Origin of the sequence: Microbacterium sp. (assembly GCF_011620715.1) — a bacterium.
In the GTDB taxonomy this organism is placed as follows: domain Bacteria; phylum Actinomycetota; class Actinomycetes; order Actinomycetales; family Microbacteriaceae; genus Microbacterium.
In genome coordinates this window covers 1-12,852 of record NZ_WOYP01000047.1, presented here as the reverse complement: position 1 = coordinate 12,852, position 12,852 = coordinate 1, and the positions used below count along the sequence as shown (strand labels likewise).

General features: G+C 69.1%; 15 protein-coding genes. 1 reads left to right on the top strand and 14 read right to left on the bottom strand.

The genetic code is table 11. The features are described 5' to 3' along the window. The 13 genes from QZV84_RS04725 to tilS all read right to left on the bottom strand — a co-directional run. A partial coding sequence (locus QZV84_RS04725) for an OB-fold nucleic acid binding domain-containing protein (RefSeq protein ID WP_292826084.1) occupies nt 1-595 on the bottom strand: 595 nt, incomplete at its 3' end. A gap of 114 nt (nt 596-709) precedes the next feature. Then, nucleotides 710-1,900 carry a hypothetical protein gene (locus QZV84_RS04720; RefSeq protein ID WP_292826081.1) on the bottom strand — a complete coding sequence of 397 codons (1,191 nt, stop codon included), beginning with the start codon at nt 1,898-1,900 and terminating at the stop codon, nt 710-712. Nucleotides 1,901-1,972: 72 nt separating this feature from the next. Beyond that, the gene (locus QZV84_RS04715; protein WP_292826078.1) at nt 1,973-2,686 is read right to left on the bottom strand and encodes a Rossmann-like and DUF2520 domain-containing protein; all 714 of its coding nucleotides are present in this window, start codon (nt 2,684-2,686) and stop codon (nt 1,973-1,975) included. Beyond that, nucleotides 2,683-4,344, bottom strand: coding sequence for a PH domain-containing protein (locus tag QZV84_RS04710; RefSeq protein ID WP_292826075.1), 1,662 nt, complete (start codon nt 4,342-4,344; stop codon nt 2,683-2,685). Before QZV84_RS04710 ends, QZV84_RS04715 begins: the two co-directional genes overlap by 4 nt. Nucleotides 4,345-4,367: 23 nt before the next feature. Further along, nucleotides 4,368-4,961 carry a PH domain-containing protein gene (locus QZV84_RS04705; RefSeq protein WP_292826072.1) on the bottom strand — a complete coding sequence of 198 codons (594 nt, stop codon included), beginning with the start codon at nt 4,959-4,961 and terminating at the stop codon, nt 4,368-4,370. Then, nucleotides 4,921-5,400 (bottom strand): DUF3180 domain-containing protein, encoded by a 480-nt coding sequence (locus QZV84_RS04700; RefSeq protein WP_292826069.1) that lies wholly within the window; start codon nt 5,398-5,400, stop codon nt 4,921-4,923. The genes QZV84_RS04705 and QZV84_RS04700 overlap by 41 nt, the downstream gene beginning before the upstream one ends. Then, nucleotides 5,397-5,942 (bottom strand): 2-amino-4-hydroxy-6-hydroxymethyldihydropteridine diphosphokinase, encoded by a 546-nt coding sequence (gene folK / locus QZV84_RS04695; protein WP_292826066.1) that lies wholly within the window; start codon nt 5,940-5,942, stop codon nt 5,397-5,399. The genes QZV84_RS04700 and folK overlap by 4 nt, the downstream gene beginning before the upstream one ends. After that, nucleotides 5,939-6,328 carry a dihydroneopterin aldolase gene (gene folB, locus QZV84_RS04690; protein WP_292826063.1) on the bottom strand — a complete coding sequence of 130 codons (390 nt, stop codon included), beginning with the start codon at nt 6,326-6,328 and terminating at the stop codon, nt 5,939-5,941. The genes folK and folB overlap by 4 nt, the downstream gene beginning before the upstream one ends. A 7-nt stretch (nt 6,329-6,335) precedes the next feature. Further along, nucleotides 6,336-7,175: a dihydropteroate synthase gene (gene folP, locus QZV84_RS04685; RefSeq protein ID WP_292826060.1), complete on the bottom strand. Its 840-nt coding sequence runs from the start codon at nt 7,173-7,175 to the stop codon at nt 6,336-6,338. Then, a complete protein-coding gene (gene folE, locus QZV84_RS04680) occupies nt 7,172-7,780 on the bottom strand; it encodes a GTP cyclohydrolase I (RefSeq protein WP_292826057.1) in 609 nt (202 codons plus the stop codon). Before folE ends, folP begins: the two co-directional genes overlap by 4 nt. A gap of 8 nt (nt 7,781-7,788) precedes the next feature. Continuing rightward, nucleotides 7,789-9,795 (bottom strand): ATP-dependent zinc metalloprotease FtsH, encoded by a 2,007-nt coding sequence (gene ftsH / locus QZV84_RS04675; RefSeq protein ID WP_292826054.1) that lies wholly within the window; start codon nt 9,793-9,795, stop codon nt 7,789-7,791. Nucleotides 9,796-10,132: 337 nt separating this feature from the next. Next, the gene (gene hpt, locus QZV84_RS04670; protein ID WP_292826051.1) at nt 10,133-10,684 is read right to left on the bottom strand and encodes a hypoxanthine phosphoribosyltransferase; all 552 of its coding nucleotides are present in this window, start codon (nt 10,682-10,684) and stop codon (nt 10,133-10,135) included. A 50-nt stretch (nt 10,685-10,734) separates the two neighbouring features. After that, the gene (gene tilS, locus QZV84_RS04665) at nt 10,735-11,730 is read right to left on the bottom strand and encodes a tRNA lysidine(34) synthetase TilS (protein ID WP_292826049.1); all 996 of its coding nucleotides are present in this window, start codon (nt 11,728-11,730) and stop codon (nt 10,735-10,737) included. A gap of 88 nt (nt 11,731-11,818) precedes the next feature. Between tilS and ppa the strand changes: the two genes are divergently transcribed. Next, nucleotides 11,819-12,349 carry an inorganic diphosphatase gene (ppa, locus tag QZV84_RS04660; protein ID WP_292826046.1) on the top strand — a complete coding sequence of 177 codons (531 nt, stop codon included), beginning with the start codon at nt 11,819-11,821 and terminating at the stop codon, nt 12,347-12,349. A gap of 3 nt (nt 12,350-12,352) precedes the next feature. Here the strand turns inward: ppa and QZV84_RS04655 are convergent. After that, nucleotides 12,353-12,852 (bottom strand): M23 family metallopeptidase (locus tag QZV84_RS04655; protein WP_292826043.1); only part of this gene is annotated, 500 nt, incomplete at its 5' end.

Genomic DNA, 12,852 nt, shown 5'->3' with positions numbered 1-12,852 from the left:
ATGCGTTGACCTTCGCGCGTGCGCGGACGGTCTCGCGCGCCTGATCGCGCACGATGAGGTCGAGGTAGCGGCTGCGCACGCGGCTCTCCTCGGAGAGTTCGCTGTACATGTTCGGCAGCGGAAGGATCGCCTTCGCCGCGACCCGCCAGCTCGCCACCATGATCGACAGCTCGCCGCGGCGACTGGAGATGACCTCACCGCTCACGAAGACGTGATCGCCGAGGTCTACGAGGTCTTTCCATGCCTGCAGCGAGTCCTCGCCCCCGCCGGCGAGGGACACCATCGCCTGGATGCGGCTGCCATCTCCTGCCTGCAGGGTCGCGAAGCACAGCTTGCCGGTGTTGCGGCTGAACACGATGCGGCCCGCGACTGCTGCCGTCACCCCCGTCTCGGCTCCGGCTTCGAGCTCGCCGTACCGTGCGCGCAGGTCGGGAATGGTGTCTGTGATCGGGACCGCGACCGGGTACGCACCACCCGCCGCATCCGACCGCTGGTCGTTCAGCCGTTCGCGCTTGGCCAGCCGCACAGCCTTCTGCTCGAAAACGTCCTCTTCAGTCGGCTCGGGTGGGGTAGCGGGCTCGGGCGTCGTGCTCATCGTCTCGGGGCTCCTCGAAGTCCGCCCAAGTCTAGTCGCGGCCGGGCAACACGCTTTGGCGATGCGCTCACGAGAGGTCCGGCGGAAGTCGGCGACGCTGTGAAGCGGCCGGGCTCAATCATCCTCGAAGTGGACCGTCAGGGTGGACGGCGGTTTGTATGGGCCAGACATGTTCACGAGGATCCCCGTGAGGTTGAGCGCGAGAAGCCCAACAATGACGGCCACGAGGACATTCGCCCATCGCAACCGGCTGGCGAATGCAAAGAGGACCGCAGCAACGGACCAAGCAGCCGCCGGCTGGAGCACAATCAGGTTTCGCACCGTCCAGACATGGACAACCTGCGAAACCACGAATGCGATCAGCAGCGCCGCCCCCAGCATCGTCGCAAGCACTCGGGCGGCCACCCAGGCGAACGCCTCGTCCTCGGTCGGCGCGGCGAGAGTGCCACGCTTGCGTTGAAGAAGGGTCGCTGAGGCGAGGGACACGGTCAAGATCCCCAAGATCACGAGCGCGGCAGGTGATCCCCACGCGAATCCCCGTGCGGTGTGGTGCAGTCCGTCGACTGCGAAAAGAGTGGTCAGGCCCTCAGTCACGTCCGCCACGGTGGGCGCCGGAATCCACGAGGAACCGCCCGCAAAGCCTGGGGCGATCAGAGTGGCGAGCAGCAGCCAGAGTATCTGCGGCATCAGGGCGAGCGCTGCGAGTGCAGACAAGAGCGCGATTCGACGCCGCCAACGGAGCCCAATCGCTATCGCTGCGCAGAGGACGAGAAGCGTGTTGAAGAGGTGGATTCCAGACCCGATCGCACCCCACAGCACCCATGAGACCATCACCGCGCGTCCCGGCGGATGGGGTTCGACGCACATTCGCAACGTCATGGCCGTCAGCGCGACCGCCGCGAGCCAGGCGAGACTGTACGAGCGCACATCCTGCGAGTAAACGATCGCGAAGCCCGAGACGGCTACCGACGCCACCCATATCAAGCGCAAGCCGAGGGGGAAAGGCGACGCGCGAAGGAGCCAATATGCGAGCCACACTCCGGCGACCCCGAACACAGCGCTGAGCAGTCGGGTCCATTCGGGTTCGACGCCACCGATCCTGATCCAGCCCCAGAGAATCAACTGGAATGTCGGCGGGTGGATCTCGGACTTGATCGTGTGCAGGCTATCGGGCAAGGCGAGCGATGCGACACCCAAGGACCAGGTCTCATCCACCCAGTACGGCTGGAGGTCCAGCCGCCACAGCCTCGCAAGTGATGCGGCAAGTATGAGCGCCACTATCACTGCAATCAGCCAGGGCGGCATTCGCTCCCGCGGCAGACTCCTCGAGCGCGGTGATGCGGGGAGCATTTCCCCAACATAGCGCCCGTCAGCTTGTCAGACGTCGAGGTCTTCGGGTCCGGTTACCGCACCGGCTGAGCCCGCCGCTTGGAGCGCCTGATCGACCGTCGAGTGGATGAGGGCCGAGAGGTACCTGCCCGGGAACGGGATGCCGGCCTGCGCGAGCAGCTCGGTCGACTGCCGCACGATCGAGCGTGAGAACTCGGTGGCGGTCTCGAGCGCTTCGGCGTAGGCCGCGCGGGACTCCTCGTCGACCACGACCGGCTCGCAGCCCAGCTCGACAGCGAGCGCCTGCGCGATCGGGAGCACGGGCGCGGGCGCAGTCACCGCGGCGTAGGCGTGCGACAGCTGGCGCAGATCCATCGACGTGCCGGTGAAGGCGACCGCCGGATGCACGGCCAAGGGGATCGCCCCTCGCGCGGACGCGGGGGCGAGCACCCCGGTCCCGTAGGCGGGGTCGGTGTGCAGCACGAGCTGACCCGGCTGCCACGCATCCAGCTCCGCGAGTCCGGCGACGAGGCCGGGCAGCTCCGCGTGCGGGACGGCGATCACGACGAGCTCACTGCGCCGCACCACCTCGAGCGCGTCGAGCACGGGAACGCCGGGAAGCACGGCTTCGGCACGCTCATCGTCCGACCCGCTGGTGATGCCGACGATCGCATGGCCGGCGCCCCCCAACGCCGCCCCGATGACCGGGCCGACGCGTCCCGCCCCGATGATCCCGACGCCGAGCCTTCCGTCGCGTTTCACAGTCGCTGCTCCGGAGCGTCGGCGAGCGCCTCGATCGCCGGACTCTCGGCCTCGATCGCCTCCGGCCCCCCATCCGCCCAGCGGTGGCTGTGATCGCTCGAGGCGGCCGTGATTGCGGCGGCCTCGGCGTCTTCGAACACGCCGAGCGCGGCATCCCGATCAAGGATCGCGAGTCGCCCGTAGACGCGTCCGGTGATCGTGTGCGCGCGAATGCTCGCGACCTTGAGCGCGCGGTCGAGCGGCCCCTGCTCGATGCCGATGCTCTGCAGCCGGGCGAGCGGGAAGATCGCGAGCTTCCTCCAGATCGCGCCGCGGCGCATCATCAGCGCGTCGGGCAGAAGCAGGAAGCCGTTGCGCTTCCACGACAGCGGACGCAGGAGCCGCGCGCGGCGCGGGGTGTTGGTGTACGGGTCCTCGGGCCTCGGGCCCAGGATGCCGTGCTCGAACACGAGCGGCCACTCGCTTTCGGGCAGGCCCGGCATCAGCAGGCGCAGCACGCGCTCGACATCGGCGCGGGTGCCGACCGGCAGCACTGTCGTGAACTGGTCGTTCGCGCCGTCGGCGAGACCTCGCCCCGAGAGCCGGTTCACGGTGATCTCCCACCAGCCGGCCGGACGCCAGAGGATCGATTGCGAGATCTCGACAGCGTGCACGCGTCCCGGCGGGAGGATCTCGGTGATCGTCGTGAACAGGCCGAACGTGATCCGTACCCCACTCACCGTGGGCGCGATCGAGTAGCGCAGTGACCGCGTGATCGTGCGCACCCAGTACGCGCCGAAGCCGATGAGGGCCGGGATCAGCGTGAACAGCACCCAAGGCGTGCCGGCGATCGACCCGAAGACGATCGCCACGATGATCGCGATGAGCCAGAGCGTCGAGGTGCTCAGCAGCCGCGAGGCGATGAGCCTTCCGACCGGGATGTGCACAACCGATTCGGGCTCGGTCACCGGCTCCTCCGCACCGGAGATGAGTCCGTTGATGCCCGCGCTGACCACGGATGCCGCAGCCGAACGCCGCGAGCGTCCCGGTGCCGCGGCCCCCGCCGCCTGCGCCTCGGCGAGACCGCGCCCGGATGCCAGCCGCAGGATGTCGGCACGCACCGCTTCGGCGTTCGCCGTCGAGAGGTACTCGAGCTTGACGTTGGAGTCCAGGCCGGCTCCGACGACTTCGAGCTTGGCCATGCCGACGAGCCGGGCGAACATCGGGCGGGTGAGGTTGACGCCCTGCACGCGATCGAGCGGCGCGCGCCGGTGCGTGCGGAACAGGACCCCGCTGCGCACCTCGACGTCCTCACCGGTGATGCGGAAGGTGTGGAACCGCCACGACAGGTAGAACAGCCCGATCAGGACGAGCAGGATGCCGAGCAGGACGAGCCCCGCCACCAGGTAGAGGTTGTTGGCGATGATGAAGTCGATCGGATCCCCGGTACGGAACTCCTCGACGTCGACGTTCACGTCGATGTCGTCGTCGATCCACGGCAGGAACACGAAGACCAGGCGATCGCGCAGATTGGCGATGACGAGTCCCGCGATCACGACGAGGAACAGGCCGCCGCGGAACAGCGGCGTCAGGGGGTGCAGGCGATGCCACTCGCCGTCGCTCAGCTGGGGAGCCGCGCGCGCAGCCACAAGCGGAGCGGCAGGGCTACTCGCCTGCACCGGCGGATCCTGCGGGAATTCGTTCACAGACCTGTCCGGCGTGCCTCTGCGACATCGACCAGTGTGTCGCGCAGCTGCTCGGCCGCGTCCTGCTTGAGCCCCGGAATGACGATTCCGGTGGATGCCGCGGCGGTCACGAGCTTGAGCTGTGCGATGCCGAACCCGCGATCGAGCGGTCCGTGCGTGATGTCGATGAGCTGCATCCTGCCGTAGGGGACCGCGACGACGCGCTGCCACAGGATGCCGCGCCGGAAGACGAGATCGTCGCGGCGCAGCTGGTATCCGTAGGCGCGCGCCTGGCGGGGGGTGATGATCATCGTCCAGATCAGGATGCCGAGGAAGACGCCGCCGGGAATCCACGCCCACCACTGCCCCCACAGCAGGGTGAGCAGCAGCACCGCAGCCAGCACGATCAGCGCGAGGAGGCCTGTCGAGATGAGCTGAACCCACACGTACTGACGCGCCAGCTGGTGCCACGTCCCGTCCCCGAGCGGCAGCCGGCCGGCTGCCCGCGGTTCGCGGATGGTGTCGTAGGTGTCCCGGTCGAGGGCTCGCGCCAGCGAGCCGGGGGCGTCCTCACCCACCGGGCTCGGCATCTCCGCCGGGCTGTTCGTCATCATCGTCCTTCCGGATCGTGCAGAGATGCTCCGCATACAGCCCTGCCGCCACCAGGGCTGCCCCGCACACCGCGGTCGCGACGATAGCGCCCAATGAGCCTACCGAGGGCGAAACCGGGCGGGTCAGCAGGAACAGGGCGAGGCCACCGGCCAGTCCGGCCACGGCGGCCCCGACGATGCTGGAGGCCTTCGCCAGCATCGCGATCCGCAGAGCCCAGAACGGATTCACCGGCGCGGCGAGGGTTCCCCGCGTGGCCCGGCGGATGGGCAGCGCCAGCGCCACGACGATCGCCCCGAGCAGTACGAGGAAGATCGGCAGCGTGACCGAGGGGGTGAACGTCGCGCGTCCCCCGGCGGTCAGCGCCTGGTCGAGCAGGAATCCGGCGGTGACGCCGATCGCCGCCGCGATGATCAGGATGCCGGCGCCGGTGCGCTTCACGAAGTACCCCGGTGCGAACCCCGCAGCGCTTCGAGCAGTGCGTCGACGCGTCCGGCGCCCGGAATCTCGGCATCCGGATCGATCGACAGCCACGGCGCCAGCACGAAGTCCCTCTCGGCCGCGCGGGGATGCGGCAGGGTCAGCACATCGTCACGACTGACCACGTCGCCGTACGCGATGAGGTCGAGGTCGAGGGTGCGGTCTCCCCATCGCTCGCGCCGTTCCCGGCCGTGGCGCGTCTCAATCGCCTTCAGGAAGGCCAGGAGCATGGACGGTGCGAGCCTGGTCGTCACGAGCGCGACCGCGTTCAGATACGCCGGGGCGTCGGCATCCGGCCCCTCGGGCTTCACCGCGACCGACTCGACCAACGCGGACGCGCGCACCCCGTCGACCAGCGGCAGAGCCTGCAGGTCGCCGAGAGCGGCGTTGAGGGTGGCCGCCCGGTCGCCGAGGTTGGCGCCGAGGGCGACCACGGCCCGCACGGGCGGCCTCTCGGCGGGGACGATGTCGGCCGAGAATCCCTCGGCGAGGCGTCGATTCATGAGCGGGGCTCTCCGGTCTTCGATGAAGTGCGCCGGATCGTCACCGACACGTCCGCGAACTCCAGGTCGATCGGCGCACCCGGCTTGTGCACGGTCACCGCGACCATCCGCACACCGTCGTAAGCGAGCATCGCATCGGCGATGCGCTGAGCGAGGGTCTCGATCAGGTTCACCGGCTCCCCGCCGACGATCTGCGCGATGCGCGCGGCGACTTCGCCGTAGTGCACGGTCTCGGCGACGTCGTCACTCGCGGCCGCGGCAGCCGTGCTGACGTACAGCGTCGTGTCCACGACGAACTGCTGACCGTCGCGCCGTTCTTGCTCGTATACCCCGTGGCGTCCGAAGACGCGCAGTCCCGTCAGAGTGATCTCGTCGACGTCGTCCACCGGTCCCCTATCCCCTCACGCCGGCGACGCCGGGGCGCCTCCACATCTCTGAGACACGCAGGGCGTCCCTGGTCGCCACCACATCGTGCACGCGGACCGCCCAGGCCCCGGCCTGCGCGGCCAGCACGCTCGTGACCGCCGTGGCGAGGTCGCGTCGCGACTCGGTCACGGAGGGGTCATCCGCTGCGCCATCGGTGGCGAGCGCTTCTGTGAGGAACCGCTTGCGGCTCGTGCCGACCAGCACGCGGTGACCGAGACCGACGACCCTCGGCAGTGCGCGCAGCACGTCCCAGTTCTGCGCGCCCTTCTTGCCGAAGCCGATTCCCGGGTCGACGACGAGTCGCGAGGGAGGGATGCCGGCGGCCGCAGCGGCGTCCGCGCGGTCGGTGAGTTCGCGCAGCACCTCCTGCACGACATCGGCGTACTCGGCGCGCGCGTACATGTCGGCCGATGGCCCGCGCCAGTGACCGAGCACGAGGTCGGCGTTCGTGGTGGCGACGGCGGCCAGCAGATCGGAGTCGGCCAGGCCCCCCGAGACGTCGTTCACGTATCGCGCGCCAGCCTCGACGGCGGCCAGGGCGGTCGAGGCGTTCATCGTGTCGATGCTCACAACCGCTCCGGCCTCGGCCAGCGCTCGCACGACGGGAAGGACCCGTTCCTGCTCCACCCGCGGGGCGACCCTCTCGGCACCGGGGCGCGTGGACTCCCCGCCCACGTCGAGCAGATTCGCACCCTCGGCCCGCAGCCACAGGCCGTGCGCGATCGCGGTGTCGGCGTCTGCGTACCGGCCTCCGTCGCTGAACGAGTCGGGGGTCACGTTGACGATCCCCATGATCAGGGTCGTCATGCGCGCGCGGTTCCTGAGGCTCTCGAAGGGCCGAGCAGCGCGATCAGCTCCGCCCGGGCCGCCGGCTCCGACAGTTCACCGCGCGCGGCGATCGTGACGGTGGAGGCGTCCGGCTGCCGGTCACCGCGCATGGTCACGCACTCGTGTGTGGCGTCGAGGACCACCAGCACGCCGCGGGCGTCGAGGGATGCCGCGATCGTGTCGGCGACCTGCTCGCCGAGCCGCTCCTGCACCTGCGGCCGCGACGCGAGGATCTCGACCACCTTCGGCAGCGCTCCGAGGCCCACGACCTGCTCGCCGGGGAGGTAGGCGATGTGGGCGCGCCCGCGGAAGGGCAGCAGGTGGTGCTCGCACACCGACCGGAAGGAGATGTCGCGGAGCATGACCGCCCCGGAGGGAAGCGTCTCGGGCGCCGGACCGCGGGCGACCGAGATCGTGTGCGCGAGCGGGGCTGCGGCATCCACTCCGATGCCGGAGAAGAACTCGGCGTAGGCGTCGGCGACGCGCCCGGGGGTCAGCCGAAGGCCCGGGCGATCGGGATCCTCCCCGATCGCCGTGAGCAACTCGCGCACCAGCACGGCGACGCGCTCTCGGTCGACGGCCACGGCCGAGCCTACGCGGTCGCTGGTCGGGCCTGACCGGTGGGACGACGCTTCGGCGCCTTCTCGGGCGCGACCTGCTCCGCCTCGACCGTCGCGGCGATCCCCTCGGGGTGAACACGGCGCGGAACCTCGACGGGCGGCTGGTACGACACGGGTCGGTCGTCGCTCGAGAGCCACTGGGGGCGCGGCGGCAGGCGCTTGACATCCTTGAAGATCTCGGCAAGCTCGAGGTGGTCGAGCGTCTCCTTCTCGAGCAGCTCGAGGGCGAGCCGGTCGAGCACGTCACGGTTGTCGTTGAGCACCTGGTATGCCTCGTTGTGCGCCTGCTCGATGAGCGCGCGCACCTGGTTGTCGATGCGCTCGGCGATCTTCTCACTGAACTCGCGACCGTGGCCCATGTCGCGACCCATGAAGACCTCGCCGCTGGCCGAGCCGAGCTTGACGGGACCGACGTCGTTGGTCATGCCGTACTCGGTGACCATCTTGCGGGCGATGCCGGTGGCCTTCTCGATGTCGTTCGAAGCGCCGGTCGTCGGGTCGTGGAAGACGATCTCCTCGGCGACGCGTCCGCCCATCGCATACGTGAGCTGATCCTGCAGCTCGTTGCGCGTGATCGAGTACTTGTCGTCGAGGGGCAGCACCATCGTGTAGCCGAGGGCCTTGCCGCGGGGCAGTATCGTCACCTTCGTCACCGGGTCGGTGTTGTTCATCGCCGCGGCAGCGAGCGCGTGACCGCCCTCGTGGTACGCGGTGATGAGCTTCTCCTTGTCGCGCATGACGCGCGTGCGCCGTTGCGGACCCGCGATCACGCGGTCGATGGCCTCGTCGAGCGCACGGTTGTCGATCAGCTGGGCGTTGGATCGCGCAGTGAGCAGCGCGGCCTCGTTCAGCACGTTGGCGAGGTCGGCACCGGTGAAGCCGGGCGTCTTGCGCGCGACGACCTCCAGGTCGACGCCCTCGGCGAGGGGCTTGCCGCGGCCGTGCACCTCGAGGATCTTCTTGCGACCCTTCAGGTCGGGCGCGTCCACGCCGATCTGGCGGTCGAAGCGGCCCGGGCGCAGCAGCGCGGGGTCGAGGATGTCGGGGCGGTTGGTCGCGGCGATCACGATGACGTTGACCTTCGGGTCGAAGCCGTCCATCTCGACGAGCATCTGGTTGAGCGTCTGCTCGCGCTCGTCATGCCCGCCGCCCATGCCGGCGCCGCGGTGGCGGCCGACGGCGTCGATCTCGTCGATGAAGATGATCGCCGGCGAGTTCTCCTTGGCCTGGTTGAACAGGTCGCGCACGCGACTCGCGCCGACGCCCACGAACATCTCGACGAAGTCCGAGCCTGAGATCGAGTAGAACGGCACGCCCGCCTCGCCGGCGACCGCGCGGGCGAGCAGGGTCTTGCCGGTTCCGGGAGGGCCGTACAGCAGCACGCCCTTCGGGATGCGAGCGCCCACGGCCTGGAACTTCGAAGGGTCCTTGAGGAAGTCCTTGATCTCCTGCATCTCCTCGATCGCCTCGTCGGCGCCGGCGACGTCGTCGAAGGTCACGGTCGGGGATTCCTTGGAGACGAGCTTGGCGCGCGATTTGCCGAACTGCATGACTTTGCTGCCACCGCCCTGGGCGCTGGAGAGCAGGAACCAGAAGAGCACGCCCAGAAGCAGCAGCGGAAGCATGAGCGAGATGAAGCCGTCGAACCACGTCGGCCGCGGAACGGCGTCGTTGAAGCCGTCCTTGGGGTTGGCGGCGTTGATCGCGTCGACGACCTCGGCGGCCCGCGCGGTCACGTAGTAGAACTGCACATCCGAAGCGCCTTCGTACGGCTCGGAGAGCTTCATGTCGACGCGCTGGTCGCCGTCGGTGTTGAGCACCTCGGTCACGGTGGTGCCGTCGAGGAGCTTCAGGCCCTCCTGCGTGGAGATCTGCTTCGCACCGCCCAGGCTCGAAACGAGCGCGAACCCGACGATCAGGAAGATCCCGATCAACAGCACGTAGAAGAGCGGGTTGCGGGTGATCTTCTTGAAGTCCATGGTGCGGGCGGCGCCCGTTCCCTTTCGTCGACGATCCGTTCGCGCGAGGGCTGCAGGGCCACGGCAACGGTGGAATCAGGGTATCGCGGGCCCGCTATGGGGAGCCTGTGCATTCGCCCACGGCGTAGCCGAGGGCGAATGGTTGTCGAGTAGCGAGCGCCAGCGAGCGTATCGAGACACGCCCACGGCGTAGCCGAGGGCGAATGGTTGTCGAGTAGCGAGCGCCAGCGAGCGTATCGAGACACGCCCACGGCGTAGCCGAGGGCGAATGGTTGTCGAGTAGCGAGCGCCAGCGAGCGTATCGAGACACGCCCACGGCGTAGCCGAGGGCGAATGGTCAGGCGTACACGTGCGGCGCGAGGATCGCCACATCGCGCAGATTGCGGTACTTCTCGGCGTAGTCCAGGCCATAGCCGACGACGAACTCGCTCGGGATGTCGAACCCGACGTAGCGGCACTCGACATGCACTTTCGCGGCGTCCGGCTTGCGCAGCAGGGCGAACACCTCGACGGATGCCGCTCCCCGCGATGCGAAGTTCTTCAGGAGCCAGCTCAGAGTGAGCCCCGAATCGATGATGTCCTCGACGATCAGCACGTGCTTGCCGTGCAGGTCGGTGTCGAGATCCTTGCGGATCTGCACGACGCCGCTGGACTGCGTGCCCGCCCCATAGGAGGACACCGCCATCCAGTCGATCGGCACGAGTGTCGGCAGCGCTCGCGAGAAGTCGGCCATCACCATGATGGCGCCCTTGAGTACGCCGACCAGGAGGAGGTCCTTGCCCTCGTAGTCCTTCGCGACCCGATCCGCGATCTCGTCGAGCTTCTCGAGAATCTGCTCCTCTGTGACGAGGACCTTCGTGATCTCGCTCTGGACATCGGCAGCGCGCATGGGGAGAGTTTAGGACAGCGGGCGATGATGCCCGCGCCGACGGGGGTGAGTTATCGTGCCGTGAACTCGATGAGCCCGCCGGTGCGGCGTGCGCGGCATCCAGGCAGGTCGATCGGCCCCTGACCCGACCACTCCGTGACCAGCCGGGCCACCTCGAGGGTCTGCGAGCGGGTCAGGCTCACCCCGAACTCCGCTGCGACGACGTGCCGGATGATGCGGTTGCGCAAGGCGGTGGGGTTCGCCGCGAGCGCGGCCGCCGACACCGAGATCCCGGCTTCGGCGTGCTCGACGATGTCCTCGACCGTCTCATCGATGATCTCTTCGAACGCCTCCGCGTCCTCCCGCAGCAGCGTCGCCGTTCGCGCGAGCGCCGCGGCGATCCCCGGTCCGAGTTCGGACTCCAGCACCGGCATCACGTTCTCGCGCACCCGCACGCGGGCGTACCGGACGTCGCTGTTGTGCGGGTCGTCCCACGGCTCGAGCCCTTCGGCCGCGCATGCTGCGCGGGTGGTCGCGCGGCGCACCGTGAGAAGAGGACGCAGCAGCGCGACGCCCGGCGCGAGCTGCGAAACGGGCGCCATCCCCTGCAGACTGGCCGCGCCGGACCCGCGGGCGAGGCCGAGCAGAACCGTCTCGGCCTGGTCGTCGAGCGTGTGGCCGACCAGGACCGCCACTGCGGCGGCGTCGGATGCGGCGTCCCCGAGCACCTGATAGCGCGCTGCGCGCGCGGCTGCCTCGGGTCCGCCCTCCTCGCCGACCGTGACCCGGATGACGAGCGGGTCGAGTCCGAGCTGCGCGGCCTGGCGCGCGGCCGCCGCCGCCACTGACGCAGAGTCGGGCTGCAGTCCGTGGTCCACCGTCACGCTCATCGCGTGCAGGCCGCGCTTGGGCCCCTCGAACGCCAGCGCAGCCGACAGTGCAAGGGAATCGGGTCCTCCCGAGAGACCGACGACGATGGTCGCGCCTTCCGCGATTGCCGCCAGGGACTGCCGCACGGCCAGGCGCACCTCGGCGACGGCGGGGTCGAGGCTCGGGCGGCTGTCCACGCTCCCACGCTATCGCCGGGGAGCGTGCCGCCTGCCGAGTAGGCTGGTGCGCGGCATCCCACCGGCTCTTCTGAAGGAGAAATTGCACATGGCACACGACGCCGTCATCGAGATCCCCCGCGGCAGCAGGGTCAAGTACGAAGTGGACCACGGCACCGGTCGCGTGTTCCTGGACCGCGTGCTGTTCACCCCGATGGGCTACCCCGCCGACTATGGGTTCTTCGAGAACACGCTCGGCGAGGACGGCGACCCGCTCGACGTGCTCGTGCTGCTGGATGTCACCCTGTTCCCCGGCGTGATGGTCAATGTCCGCCCGGTCGGCGTGCTGAAGATGAAGGACGAGGCCGGCGGCGACGACAAGCTGGTCGCCGTGCTCACGAAGGACCCGCGCTGGAGCCACGTCCAGGACCTGGACGACATCCCGGAGTACACGAAGAAGGAGATCGAGCACTTCTTTGAGCACTACAAGGACCTCGAGCCCGACAAATGGGTCAAGGTCGACCAGTGGGGCGGCAAGGACGAGGCCGACCGTCTGCTGGCCGAGTCGATCGTGCGGTTCGCCGAGCACGAGGGGCAGACCAAGACGCAGGGTGAGGGCGAAGCCCCCAAGACCGTCTGACCGTCAGAGCCAGATTCCCCGGTCTGCCATGAACGGCTCGGGGTTGGTCGTGCGGCCGTTGATGTAGACCTCGAAGTGCAGGTGGCATCCGAACGAGTTGCCTGTGTTGCCGGTCGCCGCGATGAGCTGTCCCGCGCCCACCCACTGCCCGTAGCCGACGTAGAAGCCGCCGCTGGAGATGTGCGCGTACCCGGTCGCGACGCCGCCGCCGTGGTCGATCTTGATGTAGTTGCCGTAGCCGCCGTTGTAGCCGGCGTACACCACGGTCCCCGACTGCGCGGCGTAGATGCCCGACCAGCACGCCTGCCCGAGGTCGGTGCCCTCGTGGTAGCCGCTGGAGCAGTATCCGCTGCCGCACTGCACATAGCGCGGTCCGTAGCCGGAAGTGATCCCGCCTGATCCGGGCCTGGCCCAGCCGGTGCCGGACACAGCGCCGCCGCCTCCGCCTCCTCCGCCTCCGCCTCCGCCTGAGGCAGGTGCCGCCGCGGCCTGCTCGGCGGCCC

Coding starts and splice junctions, on each gene's coding strand:
- folP (WP_292826060.1), bottom strand. CDS start 7,175: ATGACGACCCTGATCATGGGGATCGTCAACGTGACCCCCGACTCGTTC.
- folK (WP_292826066.1), bottom strand. CDS start 5,942: ATGAATCGACGCCTCGCCGAGGGATTCTCGGCCGACATCGTCCCCGCC.
- QZV84_RS04705 (WP_292826072.1), bottom strand. CDS start 4,961: ATGACGAACAGCCCGGCGGAGATGCCGAGCCCGGTGGGTGAGGACGCC.
- ppa (WP_292826046.1), top strand. CDS start 11,819: ATGGCACACGACGCCGTCATCGAGATCCCCCGCGGCAGCAGGGTCAAG.
- QZV84_RS04720 (WP_292826081.1), bottom strand. CDS start 1,900: ATGCCGCCCTGGCTGATTGCAGTGATAGTGGCGCTCATACTTGCCGCA.
- ftsH (WP_292826054.1), bottom strand. CDS start 9,795: ATGGACTTCAAGAAGATCACCCGCAACCCGCTCTTCTACGTGCTGTTG.
- hpt (WP_292826051.1), bottom strand. CDS start 10,684: ATGCGCGCTGCCGATGTCCAGAGCGAGATCACGAAGGTCCTCGTCACA.